Origin of the sequence: Actinomycetospora termitidis, from assembly GCF_030286555.1 — a bacterium.
Taxonomy (GTDB): Bacteria; Actinomycetota; Actinomycetes; order Mycobacteriales; family Pseudonocardiaceae; genus Actinomycetospora; species Actinomycetospora termitidis.
This window is the reverse complement of the sequence record NZ_JASVWF010000004.1, coordinates 276,381-294,906: the sequence shown is the minus strand read 5'-3', so window position 1 is coordinate 294,906 and position 18,526 is coordinate 276,381. Positions and strand designations below refer to the sequence as shown.

Annotated in this window: 16 protein-coding genes; 3 read left to right on the top strand and 13 right to left on the bottom strand. The window is 75.0% G+C overall.

Features of this window, described 5'->3' with window-relative positions:
• Positions 1-18: 18 nt before the first annotated feature.
• Positions 19-2,043, top strand: coding sequence for a DUF2339 domain-containing protein (locus QRT03_RS19610; protein ID WP_286054703.1), 2,025 nt, complete (start codon positions 19-21; stop codon positions 2,041-2,043).
• Positions 2,033-3,022, top strand: coding sequence for a 5'-3' exonuclease (locus tag QRT03_RS19605; RefSeq protein ID WP_286054702.1), 990 nt, complete (start codon positions 2,033-2,035; stop codon positions 3,020-3,022). Before QRT03_RS19610 ends, QRT03_RS19605 begins: the two co-directional genes overlap by 11 nt.
• 63 nt (positions 3,023-3,085) lie before the next feature.
• Here QRT03_RS19605 and QRT03_RS19600 read toward each other — a convergent pair whose 3' ends face one another.
• The 9 genes from QRT03_RS19600 to pafA all read right to left on the bottom strand — a co-directional run bounded on the left by QRT03_RS19600 (position 3,086) and on the right by pafA (position 13,113).
• Positions 3,086-3,478, bottom strand: a complete 393-nt coding sequence (locus QRT03_RS19600; protein WP_286054701.1) for an MmcQ/YjbR family DNA-binding protein — start codon at positions 3,476-3,478, stop codon at positions 3,086-3,088.
• 124 nt (positions 3,479-3,602) lie between these two features.
• The gene (locus QRT03_RS19595; protein WP_286054700.1) at positions 3,603-4,283 is read right to left on the bottom strand and encodes a DUF4333 domain-containing protein; all 681 of its coding nucleotides are present in this window, start codon (positions 4,281-4,283) and stop codon (positions 3,603-3,605) included.
• Between the two features lie 159 nt (positions 4,284-4,442).
• Positions 4,443-7,295, bottom strand: coding sequence for a DEAD/DEAH box helicase (locus QRT03_RS19590; RefSeq protein WP_286054698.1), 2,853 nt, complete (start codon positions 7,293-7,295; stop codon positions 4,443-4,445).
• A gap of 73 nt (positions 7,296-7,368) precedes the next feature.
• The gene (gene tatA / locus QRT03_RS19585) at positions 7,369-7,617 is read right to left on the bottom strand and encodes a Sec-independent protein translocase subunit TatA (RefSeq protein WP_286054697.1); all 249 of its coding nucleotides are present in this window, start codon (positions 7,615-7,617) and stop codon (positions 7,369-7,371) included.
• Positions 7,614-7,868: a hypothetical protein gene (locus QRT03_RS19580; RefSeq protein WP_286054696.1), complete on the bottom strand. Its 255-nt coding sequence runs from the start codon at positions 7,866-7,868 to the stop codon at positions 7,614-7,616. Before QRT03_RS19580 ends, tatA begins: the two co-directional genes overlap by 4 nt.
• A gap of 18 nt (positions 7,869-7,886) precedes the next feature.
• A complete protein-coding gene (locus QRT03_RS19575; protein WP_286054695.1) occupies positions 7,887-8,861 on the bottom strand; it encodes a helix-turn-helix transcriptional regulator in 975 nt (324 codons plus the stop codon).
• Complete coding sequence (locus QRT03_RS19570; RefSeq protein WP_286054694.1) at positions 8,858-9,856, bottom strand: helix-turn-helix transcriptional regulator; 999 nt, start codon at positions 9,854-9,856, stop codon at positions 8,858-8,860. Before QRT03_RS19570 ends, QRT03_RS19575 begins: the two co-directional genes overlap by 4 nt.
• Before the next feature lie 71 nt (positions 9,857-9,927).
• Positions 9,928-11,646, bottom strand: a complete 1,719-nt coding sequence (locus QRT03_RS19565; protein WP_286054693.1) for a serine/threonine-protein kinase — start codon at positions 11,644-11,646, stop codon at positions 9,928-9,930.
• A gap of 108 nt (positions 11,647-11,754) precedes the next feature.
• Positions 11,755-13,113 carry a Pup--protein ligase gene (pafA, locus tag QRT03_RS19560; protein ID WP_286054691.1) on the bottom strand — a complete coding sequence of 453 codons (1,359 nt, stop codon included), beginning with the start codon at positions 13,111-13,113 and terminating at the stop codon, positions 11,755-11,757.
• 124 nt (positions 13,114-13,237) lie between these two features.
• On the opposite strand from pafA, the gene QRT03_RS19555 reads away from it, so the two are divergent.
• Positions 13,238-14,815, top strand: a complete 1,578-nt coding sequence (locus QRT03_RS19555) for a bifunctional phosphatase PAP2/diacylglycerol kinase family protein (protein WP_286054690.1) — start codon at positions 13,238-13,240, stop codon at positions 14,813-14,815.
• Positions 14,816-14,885: 70 nt separating this feature from the next.
• Here QRT03_RS19555 and prcA read toward each other — a convergent pair whose 3' ends face one another.
• From prcA to dop, 4 genes are all read right to left on the bottom strand, one after another.
• Positions 14,886-15,686, bottom strand: coding sequence for a proteasome subunit alpha (gene prcA, locus QRT03_RS19550; RefSeq protein ID WP_286054689.1), 801 nt, complete (start codon positions 15,684-15,686; stop codon positions 14,886-14,888).
• A gap of 51 nt (positions 15,687-15,737) precedes the next feature.
• Entirely contained in the window at positions 15,738-16,601 is an 864-nt protein-coding gene (prcB, locus tag QRT03_RS19545) for a proteasome subunit beta (RefSeq protein WP_286054688.1), read from the bottom strand.
• A gap of 135 nt (positions 16,602-16,736) precedes the next feature.
• Entirely contained in the window at positions 16,737-16,931 is a 195-nt protein-coding gene (locus tag QRT03_RS19540) for a ubiquitin-like protein Pup (protein ID WP_169186217.1), read from the bottom strand.
• 73 nt (positions 16,932-17,004) lie between these two features.
• On the bottom strand, positions 17,005-18,522 hold the full coding sequence (gene dop / locus QRT03_RS19535; RefSeq protein WP_286054687.1) for a depupylase/deamidase Dop: 1,518 nt from the start codon (positions 18,520-18,522) through the stop codon (positions 17,005-17,007).
• Positions 18,523-18,526 lie beyond the last annotated feature (4 nt).

Here is an 18,526-nt window from a genome sequence, read left to right as displayed (position 1 = left end):
CGCGGCAGGGTGTGCGCCATGACCTCGGCCGACCACACCGCCCTGCTGGACCGCCTCGACGGCGAGCTCGCCGACCTGGGGGCCCGGCTCTCCCGGGTCCGCTCCGACCTCGGGGCGCTCCGCTCCCCCGTCCCGACGACGGGTGAGGTCGGCCCCGCGACGCACTCGCCCGTCGGGACGGGCCCGGTGCCGACGCCACCCGGCGGGCCTCCCCCGGGCTTCCGGCCCTGGTCACCCGGCGCGCCGGCCGGCCCGCAGCCGGAGCGCCCCACCCCGGCGCCCGGCACCGTCGCACCCGCCGGCCTCGGCGCACCCGGTCCGGGATGGTCCTGGCCACCGGCGGCGCCCTGGCGTCGGCCGTCCGACGCACCCGCGGCGCCCACCCGGCCCCCGATGCGACTCCCGCGCCTGACCGGCGCCCGGCTGCTCGCCGTCACCGGAGCCGGGGTGACGCTGCTGGGCATCGTCCTGCTGCTCGTCCTCGCCGCCTCGCGCGGCTGGTTCGGGCCCGAGGCGCGGGTCGGCCTCGGCGGCCTGGTGGGCCTCGGCCTCGTCGGCGCCGGACTCGTGCTGCAGCGGCGCCGGGGCGGCGACGGCGCCACCGCCGACCCGGGTCCGGTCACCCTCGCGGCCACGGGGATCACCGCGCTCTACCTGACCGTGGCCGCGGCCGCCTCGCTCTACGACCTCCTGCCGCCGGCCGTCGCCGTCGTGCTCGCCCTCGCGGTCGCCGCCGGCGGGCTCGCGCTGGCCGACCGCTGGCGCCGGTGGGGGCTCGCCCTCGGGGTCGTCGTCGGCGTCGACGTACTCGTCCCGTCGGTCCTGGACCGCGCCTCGCCGTTCCTGGTGGTCCTGCTCGTCGTCGTGCTCGCGGCGGTCCTCCCGGTCGCGGCCCGGCGGACGTGGCCCGCCCTCGTCGCGGTCGCGGTCGTCGCGGCTTCGCTCGGCGCGGCCGTCGTCGCGGCGTCGGTGACGCTCCGCTCGGGGCCGACGGGCGCGGAGGCGCTGCAGACGGCCGGAGCGGTCGCGGTGCTGCTCGTCGTCGGGGCCCTCGCGGCACTGGTGCTGGTCGCGGCCTCCGACCGGGAGCGGACCAGCACCGTCGTCGCCGGGGTCGCCCTCGCCGCGCCGGTCCTCCCGCTGCTGGGGATCGCCGCGACGCTCGCCCGGCCCTGGGGTGCGGTCCTCGACGTCGTCGCGGTGCTCGTGCTGCTCGGCGTCGGCGTCGTGTTCGAGCGCGGCGCCCGCCGGGTCCCGGCGACGCCCGCGCTGGTCACGGTGGTGATCGCGGCGGCCGCCGTCGTCGCGCTGCAGGCGGTGCCGCTCGCGCTCACCGGCGTGGCCCAGGGCGGCACCCTGCTCGCGCTCGCGGTCGTGCTGGCCGTCCTCGCCCGGCGGACCGCCCGGACCGACCTGCTCGTCGTGGCCGGCGTGTTCGGGGTGGTCGGCGGGATCGTCGCGCTGGTGCGGGACCTCCCGGTCGACGTCGTGGTCGACGGCGACGTGCGATCCACCGGGACGCTGCTCGCGATGGCCGTCGTCGGGGTGCTGCTCGCCGCGGCGGCGGGGACCCTGCTGCACGCGATCGCCGGCGCCGGCCTGCTGCACGGTCGGGACCGCACGGCGGTGATCGTCGGGGCGTTCGGCCTGGCCGGGCTGTACGGGGCCGCGGGGGTCGTGGTGACCCTCGCCCTCGCCGTGTCGCCCACGCGCGACGGCTTCCTCGTCGGGCACGTCCTCGTCACGATCTCGTGGACCGCGCTCGCGCTGGTGCTGCTCGTGCGTGGCGTGGCGTCCTCCCTGCCGCGCGTGCTGGGCGGGGTCCTCGTGGTCGCCGCCGTCGCCAAGCTGATCCTCTTCGACCTCACCGCCCTCGACGGGCTGGCCCGCGTGGCGGTGTTCCTCGGCGCCGGGCTGGTCCTGCTCGTGGCGGGGACGCGGTACGCCCGACTGGTGTCGCAGGCGGGCGCCGAGGAGGAGCCTGGCACTCTTGCGAGCCATGGCGGAGACGGAGCGCAGCGGAGCTCGATCCATGAACAGTGACGGGCCGGTGCTGCTCCTGGACTCGGCGAGCCTGTGGTTCCGGGCGTTCTACGGGGTGCCGTCGTCGTTGACCGCGGACGACGGCACGCCCGTCAACGCCGTCCGGGGCTTCTGCGACATGGTCGCCCGGCTGGTGCGGGCCCGGCAGCCCTCCCGCGTGGTCGCCTGCCTCGACCGCGACTGGCGCCCGGCCTTCCGGGTCCGGGCGCTGCCGTCGTACAAGGCACATCGCGTCGACACCTCGTCGGGCATCGACCCGTCGGACCCCACCGTGGGCGGCGGGCCGGACGCCGAGGCCGCGCCCGCGGAGCTCGGCGTGCAGGTCCCGATCATCCTCGACGTCCTCGCGGCCGCCGGCATCCCGACGGCAGGTGCGGAGGGCTTCGAGGCCGACGACGTGATCGGCACGCTCGCGAGCCAGGAGGCGACGTCGGCGGTCGAGGTGGTGTCCGGCGACCGGGACCTCCTCCAGCTGGTGCGCGACGAGCCCACCCCGGTACGGATCGTCTACATCGCCCGCGGGGTGTCGAAGTACGAGGTCTACGGGCCGGAGGAGGTCGCGGCCCGCTACGGCGTCCCGGTCGCCCGGGCCGGCGACGGCTACGCCGAGATGGCCATGATGCGCGGCGATCCCTCCGACGGCCTCCCGGGCGTGCCCGGGGTCGGCGAGAAGACCGCCGCTCAGGTGGTGTCCAAGTTCGACTCCTGGGCCGACCTCATCGGCGCCGTCGTCGAGGGCGGCGATCCCCGGCTCTCCGCGGCGGTGCGCACCAAGCTCGTCAAGGCGGCGCAGTACCTCACGGTGGCGCCCGAGGTCGTGCTCGTCGCGAAGGACGCTCCGATCGACTGGACCGGCTCCGCGCGGACGCTGCCGCACGAGGCGGCGGACCCCGACGCACTGGCCGCCCTCGCGGAGCGCTGGAGCCTCACCGGGTCGGTCGACCGGCTGACGGCCGCCCTCGCGGGGCAGGACGCCTGACGAGAGGTACGTGAGGCACCTTCCGCGGCGTCGCGAGGTGCCTGGTGTGCTTCTCGGCGCGGGTCAGGCCGGGTCGCGCGGGTGTCGGCGCAGCACCATCGCGGGCGCCGCGGCGTACCAGGCCTCCGTGACCAGCTCGGCGAGCTCGTCGTCGGGCACGGCGTCGAGGTGGACGAGCACGCTGGCGTGGCCGTCGAAGTGCGGCGTCGTGAAGTAGAACCCGCTCTCCTCGGCGACGAGCGCCTCCTTGGCACCGAGGTCGGGCACGCGCGCCCCGAGGACCGGACCCGGCTGCTCCGACCAGCCCAGGTCGGCGAGGTCGCCCCTGCGCAGCGGCCGCTCCCAGACGAACAGCTTCTTCTTCACCTTCCAGGAGGACGCTCCACCGAAGGTCGGGAGCTCCTCGACCTCGGGCAGCGCGAGGGCGTGCCGCCGCACGTCGTCCCAGGTCGCCATGGTCGAGGACGGTAGCGCGGGTCGGCCCGACCGCCCATGCCGCAGCATGATCATCGAGCACCCTCGGCGATCCGGGGACGCTCCGGCCGCCCTGAAGGCTCGCTGATCATGGCCGGGGCAGAGGCTAGCGGGGTTGGCCGACCTCGTAGGTGCCGTTCTCGTCGACGACGTCGACCGGGATGCGGACGGGCCGACCGTCCACGGTGCCGGTGCACTCGAAGGTCGCCCCCGGGCGGACCCGGACGTCGTCCGGGCAGGCGACGCCGGTCGCCTGGCGCTTCCAGTCCCGCGTCACGACCTCAACGACCCCGCGCTCCACGGCCGCCCGGTCCAGCACGTCGTAGCGCGCGAACCGCGGCCCGACGAGGAACGCCAGGAGGGCGACCACCACGGCGGCGACGACGACGAGGCCGAGCAGCACCGCGAGGAGGACCCGGCGGACCCGGCGACGACGGGCCGGGTCCGCGGGCGGCCGCGGCGGAGGCGCCCAGCCGGGCATCGTGTCCGAGCGGGTGGCCGGCGCGAACCCGGGCGCGGCCCAGGCGGCACCCGGTGAGGGCACCGGAGCCGGTCCGGTGGTCCGCATCGGCACGCCGGGAGTGGCGATGCCGGACGGCGGCGTGGCGTCGTCGTCGCGCGCGGGAGCCGGCGTCTCCGACCACCGCACCCCGGTGGGTCGGGCGGTCCCCGACGGTGGGGTGGGCTCGGACGGGCCGTCCGGCTCCGGCTCTGCGGCCCCGGTCGGCTCACGCGTCGCAGCCTCGGCCGACCCGGTGTCCCCGGACGACGGTTCCGACGACGACACCACGCCCTCGTCCGACGGCCCTCTGTCGGACGGCGACCCGGCAGCAGGAGGGTTGCTCGGTGCCTCAGGAGACTCCGTCGGGGCGGTCGACCGCGGGGTGGGCTCCTCCCCCGCCGTGTCCGCCACGCCGCTCACGATCTCACGGGCAGGCGCGTCCGGTCAGCTCTCCCCCACCGCGACCACGCCCCGCCGGATCGCACGCCCGGCGTTCGCGGCCGCCCGGCCGACCGGGTCCTCCCCGCCGCAGACCGCGCGGATCTGGTCGAGCAGGTCGAGCACCTGCCGGCACCAGCGCACGAAGTCGCCCGCCGAGAGCTCCGTGCCGTGGGAACGGGCCGACGAGAGCACCGAGGACAGCGCGTCGCCGCGCGCCCATCGGTACACCGGCCAGGCGAAGCCCAGGTCCGGCTCGCGCGTGCGGTCGAGGTGGTGGCGGCGCTCGTCGTGGACCAGGTCGGTCCAGATCTGCACCGTCTCCCCGACCGCGGTCTCGACGCTGTCGGGCACCCGCGGGATGCCGCCGTCGTCGCGTCGCGAGTCGTAGACCAGCGACGACGCGACCGCGGCGAGGTCGGCCGGGCCGAGCCCGAGCCACACCCCGTGCCGCAGGCACTCGGCCACCAGCAGGTCCGACTCGCCCCAGAGCCGGGACAGCCGGTGCCCGGCCGGGGTCAGCTCCTCGTCCGGGTCCCGCTCCGCGCCGCCGAGCAGATAGCCGCGCTCGGTGAGCAGGCCGCGGATGCGGTCGAAGGTCCGCGCGAGCGAGTGCGTCGTGGAGCGCACGCGCTGCTCGAGCTGCTCGGTCTCCCGGGTGAGCCGGGCGTGCCGCTCGGCCCAGCGGGCGCGGTCCTCGCGGTCGGCCCGCCCGTGGCAGGGGTGCGACCGCACGGCCCGGCGCAGCGACGCGAGCTCGGGGTCCTCGGAACCCGCCCCGCCCCGCCGTCGGGAACGGCCCGGAGCCTCGATCCCCGTCTCGCGCAGCGCGTTCGCCAGGTCGCGACGGACCCGCGGCTCCTTGTGGTCCACCCGCTTGGGCAGCCGCATGGAGCCCAGCGGGGAGACCGGGTCGGGGAAGTCCGCGATCGAGAGCCGCCCGGCCCACCGGTCCTCGGTGAGCACGAGCGGTCGGGGCTCCATCCCGCGTCCCGAGCGGTCCACGCCCGGGTCCAGCACGACGGCGAGGCCCGCCCGCTTCCCGGACGGCACCGCGATCACGTCACCCCGGCCCAGGGCCTCCAGGGACGCGGACGCCTCCGCCTTCTGCTGCGTCCGGCCCTGCTTCGCGAGCTGCTTCTCCCGCTCGGAGAGCCGGCGGCGCAGGTCCATGTACTCGGCGAAGGCCTCGGCCGAGGCGCCCTCGGCGTCGTCGGAGGTCGAGCCGCCCCCCATCGCCTCCGCGTAGCCCTCCAGGGCCTCCCGGTTGCGCTCCACCCGCTTCGCGAGGTGCACCACCGACCGGTCGGCCTGGAACTGGGCGAACGACTGCTCCAGCAGCTCCCGCGCCTCGGTGATCCCGAGCCGGTCGACCAGGTTGACGGCCATGTTGTAGCCCGGCCGGAACGACGAGCGCAGCGGATAGGTGCGCGTCGAGGCGAGCCCCGCCACCTGCGCCGGGTCCATCCCCGGCGCCCACAGCACCACCGCGTGCCCCTCGACGTCGATGCCGCGCCGACCCGCGCGCCCGGTGAGCTGCGTGTACTCGCCGGGGGTGAGCTCGACGTGCGACTCGCCGTTGTACTTGACGAGCTTCTCCAGCACGACGGTGCGCGCCGGCATGTTGATCCCCAGGGCGAGGGTCTCCGTGGCGAACACCGCCCGCACCAGGCCGCGGACGAAGAGCTCCTCCACGGTCTCCTTGAACGCCGGGAGCATGCCCGCGTGGTGGGCCGCGACGCCGCGCTCGAGGCCCTCGCGCCACTCCCAGTAGCCCAGAACGTCCAGGTCGGCGTCGGGCAGGCCCGCGCACCGCCGGTCGACCACCGTGCGGATCTGCTCGATCTCGTCCCGGTCGGTGAGCCGCAGCCCCGAGCGCACGCACTGGAGCACGGCCGCGTCGCACCCGGCGCGGCTGAAGATGAACGTGATCGCGGGCAGGAGCCCCGCGGCGTCGAGGCGCTCGATGACGTCGACCCGCGACGGCGGCCGGTACGACGACCCGGACCGGCCGTTGCGGCCCGGACCGGACCCGCGGTCGTCCCGACGACGGCCGTCGCGGCCGCGTCGAGGAGGCGGGCCGGAGCGGCCGCGCCGGGAGCCCCCGCCGTCCCGGTCGACCTCGGCGACGGCCTTCGCGAGCGTGGGGTCGACCGTGACCTTGTGGGAGTCGCCGGCCTTCTGCTCCTCGGCGAACAGGTCGAACATCCGGGAGCCGACCACCATGTGCTGCCACAGCGGCACCGGGCGGGTCTCGTCGACGACGACCGTGGTGTCGCCGCGGACCTCGACGAGCCAGTCGCCGAACTCCTCGGCGTTGGACACCGTCGCCGAGAGCGACGCCAGCTGCACGTGCTCGGGCAGGTGGAGGATGACCTCCTCCCACACCGCCCCACGGAACCGGTCGGCGAGGTAGTGCACCTCGTCCATGACGACGTAGGCGAGGCCGTCGAGCGCCGGGGCGTCGGCGTAGAGCATGTTGCGCAGCACCTCGGTCGTCATCACGACGACGGGTGCGGACCCGTTGACGGCGGTGTCGCCGGTCAGCAGACCGACGGCGTCCGCGCCGTGCCGGGCGGCCAGGTCGGCGTACTTCTGGTTCGACAGCGCCTTGATCGGCGTGGTGTAGAAGCACTTCTGGCCCCGCGCGAGGGCGAGGTGGACGGCGAACTCACCGACGACGGTCTTGCCCGCCCCGGTGGGCGCGCAGACCAGGACACCGTGCCCCTCCTCCAGCGCGAGGCACGAACGCCGCTGGAAGTCGTCGAGCTCGAAGCTCAGGGACGAGACGAAGCTGCCGAGCTCGGGGTGCGCCGCGCGCGTGCGCGCTGCGGCGTAGGCCTCGGCGGGAGAGCGCATGGCCACCTCTCCACCGTGTCACACCTCGGGGGATCCCGTCGGGTCCCCGCGGTGCGTGGCGGAGGGTGATCGCTCACTCGGCCTTGCGGGCCTCGTCGGGAACCGTCTCGCGCGGCTTCTCGACGACGGGTGCGGACGCCTCGACGGGCTTCGGCGTCGGCTCGTCGGTGGCGCGGGCCTTCGCGTCGTCCTCCTTCATGCCGCGGGTCTCGGCCTTGAAGATGCGCATCGACTGTCCGAGGCCCCGGGCCATGTCCGGCAGCTTCTTGGCGCTGAAGAGCAGCACGACGCCGACGACGGCGACGATGATCCATTCGGTCACGAGGGTGCTCCTTCCGTCCCTGGGCCCGACTGTACCGGTGACCCCGCGGGCGCCCGCCGTCGTGCAAGCCGCACCTGCAGTGCCGCCACCCGCGCCCGGAGCAGGCCCAGCCGGTCACCCAGCAGCGCGGTGAAGGCGCCGAGCACGGTCGTGGTGCGGTTCGCGTGCCGCAGCAGGCCCACGACCAGCACGGCGAGCACGACCAGCGCGACGACGACGGCGACGATGCTCCACACGATCGGACCGAACACGGCGGCGACCCTAGCGCGCTACAGCGCGCCGTACGCCGCCAGCGCCTCGCGGGCGCGTTCCGCGCGGGCCACGGCGAGGTCGGCGGGCCACAGCACCTCGACGGCGTCCCCCAGGCCCAGCAACAGGCGGACCATCCACGCCCGGTCGCCGTAGCGCATCTGCACCCGGGCGGACCCGTCGTCGTCGGCGACGACGTCCTCCATCGGGTAGTACTCGGCCACCCATCGGGCCTCCGGCGCCAGTCGCAGCGCCGCGAGCCGCTGCTCGTCGTCCGGGGTGAGCAGGCCGGAGGCGTCGGCGGGGACGTCGCGTCCGACGGCGTCCGACGGCGGGTGCGACGGCTCGTCGAGGACCTCCGCGTCGTCCACCCGGTCCAGGCGGAACATGCGCACGCCCTCCGCCCGGCGACACCAGGCCTCGAGGTAGGTCGACCCGTCGACGAGCAGCAGGCGCATCGGGTCGACGTCCCGGCGCCCGACGGCGTCGCGCGAGGCGGAGTAGTAGGTCAGCCGCAGGGCCCGGTGCCGCGCGACGGCGTCGCGCACCAGAGCCTCCGCGCGGGCGTTGCCCGGCGAGCGGCCGAGCCCGACCGCGACGGTGTCCGGGGCCTCGCTCCGTCCCGAGGCCTCCTCGATCTTGGCGAGCGCCCGGTACACCGCGTCGGTGTCGGCGACCCCCGGCGCGTCGGCCAGGGCGCGCAGCGCGACCGCGAGGGTGGCCGCCTCCGGGCCGGAGAGACGCAGCGGGCGGGAGAGCCCGGCGTCGTAGACCACGGTGATCGTGTCGCCCTCGAACGACAGATCCACCAGGTCGCCCGGCCCGTACCCGGGCAGCCCGCACATCCACAGCAGCTCGAGGTCGCGTCGCAGCTGGGCCTCGGTGATCCCGAACTCCGCGGCCGCCTCGGCCACCGGCACGCCCGGCCGGGCCAGCAGCCACGGCACGAGGGTCAGCAGCCGCGGCAGCCGCTCCGCGACCCCTTCGGCGCTCACGGCGCCCCACCCGCGGCGCCCGCCACGGCGTGGTCGGCGGCCAGGCCGGCCTTCAGGGTCACGACGACGGCCTCGCGCAGCTCCGGGGGCTCGAGCACGACCGCGTCCGGCCCGTACCCGGCGATCCACCGGGCCAGGGCGTCGAGGCGGGCGAGGTCGAGCTCGACGACGTCCGGGTCGCCCTGCGGGTCGGGCCGCCCGGCCCGGCGCAGCCCGGCGGCGCGGCCGGGGCTCAGCCGCACCCGTGCTGTGCCCGACGGCGGGGGTGGCCCGGCCGAGCGGGCCACCAGGTCGACCAGGTCGACCCCCTCCGGCCGGGTCACCGTGCCGCGGGCGCCGATCGGCGTGACCTCGCCCTCGATGCGCGAGATGCGGAAGCAGCGCACGTCCTCGCGGTCGCGGTCGTGCCCGACGAGGTACCAGCGCCCGCGGTAGGACACGACGCCCCACGGCTCGACGGTGCGGACGCGGGCGGGGGCGGCCGGGTGCCCGCGGTGGTGGAACGTCACCGCGCGCCCGGCCCGGGCGGCGGCGAGCAGGGGCGCGAACGCCGGGTCGGTGGTGCGCACCCGCGGCTGGACCTCGGACGCCGCGGTCGGGTCGACCTCCACCCCGGCCGCCCGCAGCTTCGTCACGGCCGTGCGGGCCGCGCCCGCGAGCTGCGGGGAGTCCCACAGCCGGGCGGCGAGGGCCACCGCGGTCGCCTCGTCGGGGGCCAGGTCGATCGCGGCCAGCTCGTAGTCGCCGCGCGCGATCCGGTAGCCCTCGACGGTGTCGAACACCGACTGCCGCCCGGTCTCCAGCGGGACGCCGAGCTCGCGCAGCTCGGCCTTGTCCCGCTCGAGCATGCGGTAGAACGCCTCGTCGGTGGTGGCGTCCTCGTAGCCGGCCACGGTGGTCCGGATGCGGTCGGCGCTCAGGAACTGGCGCGTCGACAGCAGCGCCAGCACCAGGTTCACGAGGCGCTCGGCGCGAGCGGTCGGCTGGGGTGGCACGACAGCGAGCCTACGACGCCGGGTCCTCCCGGCGGGGGAGATCGGCCTCGTTCGATCGCGTGTTCGAGACCTCAGGCCGAGTCGGCGCTCCCCCGGGACGCGGAGCGGATCTCCAGGGCGCCCTGCTCGTTGCGGTCCACCTCGAAGACGTAGGTCTCCCGGCTGGTGCGCCCGCTCGACGTCACGAAGAACAGGTTCGCGCGGGCGGACCCGCCGTCGACCTGCACGTCGTCGGCGCTGACCGAGGTGATGCCGCCCCAGAACCGCTGGTACCCGCCGTAGCCCCCGGAGGCGCTCCGCGCGTCGCCGGAGAGCAGCGCCCACGCGCCCGGGATGTCGCCGGGCAGGCTCGCGTAGTAGGCGGACACGGTGCGCCGCACGTCGTCCTCGGTGACCGGGGCGTCCGGGTCCGCCGCGGGCAGCCCGTCCGCCGCCGTCGGGCTGCCGGGCGAGAGCGGCGCCCCGGCGACCGGCGGCACCGTCTCCGTGGTCGGCGGGGCGAGCGGTACCGCTGTCGTCGTGGCGCCGGGGGCGGGCGCGGCGGCGGCCTGCGGCGCGGTCGCCCGGGGGTGGTCGGCGGCGGCGATCGCGGCGCCGACCCCGGCGGCCAGGACCACCGCGGACGCGGCGGCGACCGCGAGCACGCGGCGCCGCCGGCGGCGCGGCCGCGGAGCCGGGGACGGGGACTCCTCGGGCGCGAGCGGGAACCACGACTCGTCGTCCTCCCCACCCGGAGCGGTCGGCGGCCCCGCGGCGGCCCCGCTGCCCGCGCCGGCGGTGTGGACCCGCCGGCCCGCGACGTCGGCCGTGGACGGGTCGGCCGCCTCGGCCTCCGGTTCGGGAGCGGGCGTGGGCGGCGGGACGACGGCGATCGACTCCCCGAGGGCCGCGCGGGCCTCCAGGGCGGAGCGCAGCAGGGCGGTGTCGGGTCGGTGTCGGGCCTCCAGGCGCAGCATCGCCGAGAGCGGGCGGCCCAGGACCCCGGCCCGGGTGGCCGGCCGCAACCGTCCCTCGGCCATCGCGTGCAGCACGGCCAGGGTGTTGTCCAGCCGGCCGCAGACCAGCTCGTTCTCCACGGCGGCGTAGAGCGTCGCGCCCAGGGAGAACACGTCCGACGCGGGCGTCGGGTCGCTGCCGCGGGCGACCTCCGGCGCGAAGTAGCCCGGTGTCCCCGCGACCACGCCCCCGGCGGTGGCCGAGGTGTCCCAGGAGGCCCTCGAGACGCCGAAGTCGGTCAGCTTCGCGACGCCGTCGTCGGTGAGCAGGACGTTCCCCGGCTTGACGTCGCCGTGGACGATGCCGGCCTCGTGCACCGCGGACAGCGCGTCCGCGATCTGCGCGCCGATCCGCGCCACCTCGGTCGGCGGGAGCGGCCCGCGTTCGGCGAGCACCGCCGCGAGCGAGCGCGACGGCAGGTACTCCATGACGATCCACGGCATCGACGCGTGCATGACGACGTCGAACACCGCGATCGCCCGCGGGTGCACCACGCGGGCCGCGATCCGGCCCTCGCGCATCGCCCGCGCCCGGGCCGCGCGCAGCTCGGCCTCGTCGCCGTCCCGGGGCGGCGTGAGCTGCTTGACCGCGACGGTCCGCGCGAGCCGCCGGTCCCACGCCGTCCAGACGACGCCCATGGCCCCCGCGCCGATGCACTCGCCCACCCGGTAGCGCCCGGCCAGCAGCATGCCCTCGACGGCCGGGTCGGGGACGACGGGTTCGCGGTCGTGGAGGGTGCTGGGCTGTTCGGCGCCCACCCGGGACGTGCGGTCCTGGTGCGCGGGGGTGTCCATGACTGTCGGGGCCGTCCTCGCTCGGTCGGGGTGGAGCCGGGTGGTGGGGTGTCCACGGACCGGCGTCGCCGAGACGTGATCGACGCGACCGTCAGTGCGGCCCGTCGATCACAACGTGGCGATCAGCCGGTCCACCCGTTCGTCCACCGCGCGGAACGGGTCCTTGCACAGGACGGTTCGTTGGGCCTGGTCGTTCAGTTTGAGATGCACCCAATCCACGGTGAAATCGCGGCCGGCGTTCTGGGCCGCCGCGATGAAGTCGCCGCGGAGCTTCGCGCGGGTGGTCTGCGGCGGGGTGTCCTTGGCGGCCTCGATCTCGCCGTCGTCGGTCACCCGGTTGACCTGGTCCTTGCGCTGCAGCAGGTCGAACACGCCGCGACCGCGCCGGATGTCGTGGTAGGCGAGGTCGAGCTGGGCGATCCGGGGGCTGGACAGGCCCAGGTCGTTGCGCGAGCGGTAGCGCTCGACGAGCTTGTGCTTGATCGCCCAGTCGACGTCGCGGTCGATCAGCGAGAGGTCCTGGCGCTCGACGGCGTCGAGGGTGCGGCCCCACAGCTCGAGGACCCGGTCGGTGACCGGGTCGCTGCCCCGCCGGGCCACGTGCTCGACGGCGCGCTGGTGGTACTCGCGCTGGATGTCCAGCGCGCCGGCCTCCCGGCCACCGGCGAGGCGGACCGGGCGGCGCCCCGTGAGGTCGTGGCTGATCTCGCGGATGGCGCGGATCGGGTTGTCCAGCGTGAAGTCCCGGAACTGCACGCCCTGCTCGATCATCTCCAGCACCAGGTGCGTGGTGCCGACCTTGAGCAGCGTCGTCACCTCGGACATGTTCGAGTCGCCGACGATCACGTGCAGGCGGCGGTAGCGCTCGGCGTCGGCGTGCGGCTCGTCGCGGGTGTTGATGATCGGGCGGCTGCGGGTGGTCGCGGACGACACGCCCTCCCAGATGTGCTCTGCCCGCTGGGACAGGCAGAACACGGCGCCGCGCGGGGTCTGCAGCACCTTCCCGGCGCCGGCGATGAGCTGGCGGGTCACGAGGAACGGCAGCAGGACGTCCGCGATCCGGGAGAACTCGCCCGAACGGCCGACGAGGTAGTTCTCGTGGCAGCCGTAGGAGTTGCCCGCGGAGTCGGTGTTGTTCTTGAACAGGAAGATGTCGCCGCCGATGCCCTCGTCGGCGAGCCGGCGCTCGGCGTCGAGCAGGAGGTCCTCGAGGATCCGCTCGCCCGCCTTGTCGTGCGCGACGAGCTGGGCCAACGAGTCGCACTCCGCGGTGGCGTACTCGGGGTGGGACCCGACGTCGAGGTAGAGCCGCGAGCCGTTGCGCAGGAAGACGTTCGACGAACGCCCCCACGACACGACCCGCCGGAACAGGTAACGAGCGACCTCGTCCGGGGAGAGCCGACGCTGACCGTGGAAGGTGCAGGTCACCCCGAACTCGGTCTCGATGCCGTAGATCCGCCGCTGCATGGTCTCCAGCCTAAGCCCCCGGAGCCGGTCTGAGGGTGCGAGCAGCGTGACGCGTGTGCCGGATCGGACCGTCCGTGGGCACGGCCCGGACCGGCTCCCCCGTCGCCCCGTAGGGTCGGGTGCCATGCTTCCCCGGCGACGCGCGCGTCGCGCGAAGGCGGCCCTGTACACCGGGCTGCGACAGAGCAGGCGGTCGTTGCGGCCGGTCGGCGCCCTCGACCGGCGGATCACCGAGGGGGTCGGCGACCTCCCCCCGGGCCGGGTCGACGACGCGCTGCTCCATCTCACCCGCTCGGCGAACCACTCCGGCCTCTGGTTCGCGACGGCGTCGGTGCTGGCCGCACTCGGGACGCGGCGGACCCGGCGGGGTGCCCTGCGTGGGGTGTTCGCGATCGGGCTGGCCAGTTTCGCCTCGAACGCCCTGCTCAAGCCGCTCGTCCCGCGCCGCCGGCCCGCCGCCGAGCTGCTCCCCCCGTACCGGTCGCTGCCCGACCGGCCGACGTCGTCGTCGTTCCCGTCGGGGCACTCGGCGTCGGCCTTCGCGTTCGCGGTCGGGGTGGGGCTGGAGAGCCCGCGGGCGGGCGCGGTGCTCGCCCCGCTGGCGGCCACGGTCGCCTACTCGCGCGTGCACGTCGGCGTGCACTGGACCAGCGACGTCGCGGTCGGGTCGGCGATCGGGGCCGGGGCCGCCCTGCTCACCCAGCGCTGGCTGCCGCGGCGGCCCGTCGACGAGGCGATCGCGCGGCCGTGGCTGGACGCGCCGGTGCTCGCCGAGGGCGAGGGCCTCTCGATGGTGGTCAACATGGGGTCGGGACGGCCGGGGGTCGACCCCGCCGAGGAGATCGCCGCCTCGCTCCCCCGGGCCGAGATCGTCCGCCTGGAACAGGGCGACGACCTCCTGGCCCGGCTCCAGGAGGCCGCCGCGCTCCCCGGGACCCGCGCGCTCGGGATCGCCGGGGGCGACGGGTCGGTGGCGGCCGCGGCCCGCATCGCCGAGGACCTGCGCCTCCCGCTGGCCGTGATGCCCGCCGGCACGCTCAACCACTTCGGCCGCGACGTCGGCGTGTACGACCTGCAGGAGGTCGTGGACGCGACCGGCGCCGGCGAGGCGGTCGCGGTCGACGTCGGCGAACTGCGCGCCTACTCGGCGTCCACCGGCCCCGCGGGCGGGGAACGGCAGGTCTTCGTCAACACCGCGTCGTTCGGCGGCTACCCGGACATGGTGCGGCTGCGCGAGAAGTGGGAGAAGCGCTACGGCAAGTGGCCGGCCGCGTCCGCCGCCCTCGTCGCCGTCCTGTGGACCGCCCGCCCGGTCCGCTGCCGCATCGACGGCCGGGAGACCTCGGTGTGGATGCTGTTCGTCGGCAACGGGCCCTACGCGCCGTCGGGCATGACCCCGGCCTACCGCCCCCGCCTGGACTCCGGCCTGCTCGAGGTGCGCTACCTGCGGGCGGACCGGCGCTTCTCCCGCGCCCGGGCGATCGTCGGGCTGCTGCTCGGCACGCTGGGCCACATCCGCACCTACGTCGAGCACACCGCGAAGACGCTCGACGTCGAGCTGCTCGACGGTCCGCTGCAGGTCGCCACGGACGGCGAGGTGATGGTCTCCGGCGAGCGGCTCTGCTTCTCGGTGGCCGACCACCCGGTGCCGGTCTACCGCCGCGACGAGACCCGCTGGCCGGAGCGCACCTCCGCCTGGTGACCCTCCTCAACGAACGAACGCCACTCTCGCGCACGTAGATGCAGCGAGAGTGCCGTTCGTTCGGGGAGGGTCAGGCGTCCGCGCCGCCGGCGCCCGAGACCTCGTCGCCGGCCCCGGTGTCACCCGCGTCGGCCTCCGCCGCTGCGGCCGTGGTGGCCGGGAGGAGCCCGGACAGCGCCGCGCCCGTGATGCGCCGGAAGGACCGACGCGGACGGCGGGCACGGTCCAGCAGGGCGACCTCCAGCGAGTCCACGCCGAGCGTCCGGTCCTCCTGCGACGACGCCGACGACCCCGACGACCCGTTCTGGGCCTGGAGGGCGTCCAGCGCGGTCCGCAGGGCGCCCTGCGTGTCCAGCGAGCCGTCGTACGAGGTCTTCAGCGCCGCGGAGATCGGCTCCGTGGTGCCGCCCATCACCACGAACTGCGGCTCGTCGGAGATCGAGCCGTCGTAGGTGATGCGGAACAGCTGGTCGGACTCCGCGTTCTCCCCGAGCGCGGCGACGCACAGCTCGACCTCGAACGGCTTCTGCTGCTCGATGAAGCTGGCGCCGAGGATGTTCGAGTAGGCGTTGGCCAGGGCGCGGCCGGAGACGTCGCGGCGGTCGTACGAGTAGCCCTGCACGTCGGCCCACCGGACCCCGGCGCGGCGCAGGTTCTCGAACTCGTTGTAGCGGCCGACGGCGGCGAAGCCGAGCTGGTCGTAGATCTCGGAGATCTTGCGCAGCGACTTCGACCGGTTCTCCGCGACGAACAGCACCCCGTCCGCGCAGCTCAGCACCACGACGCTGCGACCGCGGGAGATGCCCTTGCGGGCGAGCTCCGAACGGTCGCGCATCAGCTGGTCGACCGACGCGTAGAACGGCATCGTCATGGCGGGGCGGCTCCTCTTCCGAGGTGGGGCGGGTGCTGGTGGGGGCGGGGCTCAGCCGACGGGGCGCTCGCGGCGGGCCGCGATCACCGTCTCGGCGACACCCTGGATCTCGTCGGCGGGGAGCTGGACGGCGCCCTGCGCGTCGATCGCGACGGCGATCGGGTAGATGTTCCGGACGGTGTCCGGGCCGCCGGTCGCGGAGTCGTCGTCCGCGGCGTCGTAGAGCGCCTCGACGGTGTTGCGGACGGTGGTGTCGCGGTCGGCCGTGACGTCGTGGAGCTTCTTCAGCGAGGAGCGGGCGAACAGCGAGCCCGAGCCGACGGCCGCGTAGCCGCCGTGCTCCTCGTAGCGTCCGCCGACGACGTCGTAGGACACGATCCGGCCGGCGCGCGCCGGGTCGGTCGCGTCCAGGTCGTAGCCCACGAACAGCGGGACGTAGGAGAGCCCCTGCATCGCGGCGCCGAGGTTGCCGCGGATCATCGAGGCCAGCCGGTTCGACTTGCCGTCGAACGTCAGCGGGACGCCCTCGAGCTTCTCGTAGTGCTCCAGGTCCACCGCGAAGAGCCGGATCGCCTCGACGGCGAGCCCCGCGGTCCCGGCGATGCCGGCCGCGGAGTAGTCGTCGGTCACGTAGACCTTCTGCATGTCGCGCTGGGAGATCAGGTTGCCCATCGTGGCGCGCCGGTCCCCCGCGATGACGACCCCGCCGTCGTAGACCGCCGCGACGATGGTGGTGCCGTGCGGCACCCCGCTCGCCACCTCCGGGGTGACGGCCCCGGCGGTCGGCAGCAGGTCGGGGCGCACCGACGCGAGGAAGTCGACGAACGACGAGGTCCCGGCATCGAAGTACGAGGCGGGAAGACCCACGCCCCGGCCCGTCGTTCCGCTCGATCCGAAGGCGGTCCTGGGGTCCATCGGCTCCTCGTCGCTCCTCACACGTCCTGCTGCTACGACACTGACCTACACGAGACGGCGGGCCGGAACGCTAGTCCCGACCCGCCGCGCGTGCACTGCCGATCCGCCGCGGTTCGCTCGCGGCGGAACCGATGACTACTGGCCGCCCTTCTGCACGTAGGCGCGCACGAAGTCCTCGGCGTTCTCCTCGAGGACGTCGTCGATCTCGTCGAGGATGGTGTCGGTGTCCTCGCCGAGCTTCTCCCGGCGCTCCTGGCCGGCGGCGGTGGTGTCCTCGCCGCCGTCCCCGTCGTCGCCACCGCCCTGCCGCTGGGTCTGTTCCTGCGCCATGGCTGCCTCCCGGTGCTGAAGGTGTTGCGTCCGCGACCCTACCCGTCCGAGGCCGTCCGCAACGTCATGAACATCATCCTCGTGTCAGCGCCTCGACGAGCGCGGTGGCATTGTCCGCGTTGTCGATGAGCTCCCCGACGTGCCCGCGGGTGCCCCGCAGCGGCTCCAGCGTCGGGATCCGCACGAGCGATTCCCGGCCCAGGTCGAAGATCACCGAGTCCCACGACGCGGCCGCGACCTCGCTCGGGTAGCGCTCCAGGCACCGTCCGCGGAAGTACGCGCGGGTGTCCTCCGGAGGACGGGTGACGGCCGAGCGCACCTCGTCCTCACTCACCAGGCGCTTGATCGACCCCCGCGTCACGAGGCGGTTGTAGAGGCCCTTGGCCTGCCGCACGTCGGAGTACTGCAGGTCGATCAGGTGCAGCTTCGGGGAGTCCCAGGGGAGGTTGTCGCGCTCCTGGTAGCTCTGGAGCAGCTTGAGCTTGGCCACCCAGTCCAGCCGGTCCGCGCAGCGCATCGGGTCGGTCTCGAGGTCGTCGAGGACCTGGCCCCAGATCTCGAGGGTCTCCCGGGTGACGTCGTCGATCTCGTCGCCCTGTGTCTCCTGCTCGTGCTTCCAGGCCCGCTCGAGGTACTGCCGCTGGATCTCCAGGGCCGTCATCTGCGTGCCGTTGGCCAGGTCGACCTTGGTCCGCAGCGTCGGGTCGTGGCTGATCCGGTGCACCGAGCGGACCGGCTCGAGCAGGCGCAGGTCGTCGAACCGGACGCCGTCCTCGATCATCGAGAGCACCAGCGCCGTCGTCCCGACCTTGAGGAACGTCGAGTACTCGGCGAGGTTCGCGTCGCCGATGATCACGTGCAGGCGGCGGTATTTGTCGGCGTCGGCGTGCGGCTCGTCGCGGGTGTTGATGATGCCGCGCTTGAGCGTGGTCTCCAGGCCGACCTCGACCTCGATGTAGTCCGCGCGCTGGGAGAGCTGGTAGCCGGCCTCGTCCCCGGAGGCGCCGAGCCCGACCCGGCCCGCGCCCGTCATCACCTGGCGCGTGACGAAGAACGGGGTCAGCCCGGTGATGATGCTCGGGAAGGGGGTCTGCCGGTTGCACAGGTAGTTCTCGTGCGAGCCGTACGAGGCGCCCTTGCCGTCGATGTTGTTCTTGTAGAGCTGGATGCGGCCGGTGCCGGGGACGGTGGCGGCGCGCTCCGCGGCGTCCTCCATCACCCGCTCCCCCGCCTTGTCCCAGATCACGGCGCCGCGCGGCGTCGTGACCTCCGGCGCGGAGAACTCCGGGTGGGCGTGGTCGACGTAGAGCCGGGCTCCGTTGGTGAGGATGACGTTGGCCGCGCCGAGGTCGTCCAGGTCGCCGGTGTCCGGCGGCGGGCCGGCGCTCGGGCCGAGGTCGAAGCCCCGGGCGTCGCGCAGCGGCGACTCGACCTCGTAGTCCCACCGCGCACGCCGGGCGCGCGGCACGTCGGCGGCCGCGGCGTAGGCCAGGACGACCTGCGTGGAGGTGATGACGGGGTTGGCCGTCGGGTCGCCCGGCACGGAGATGCCGTACTCGATCTCGGTGCCCATGATGCGGCGCGCGGTCATGGTC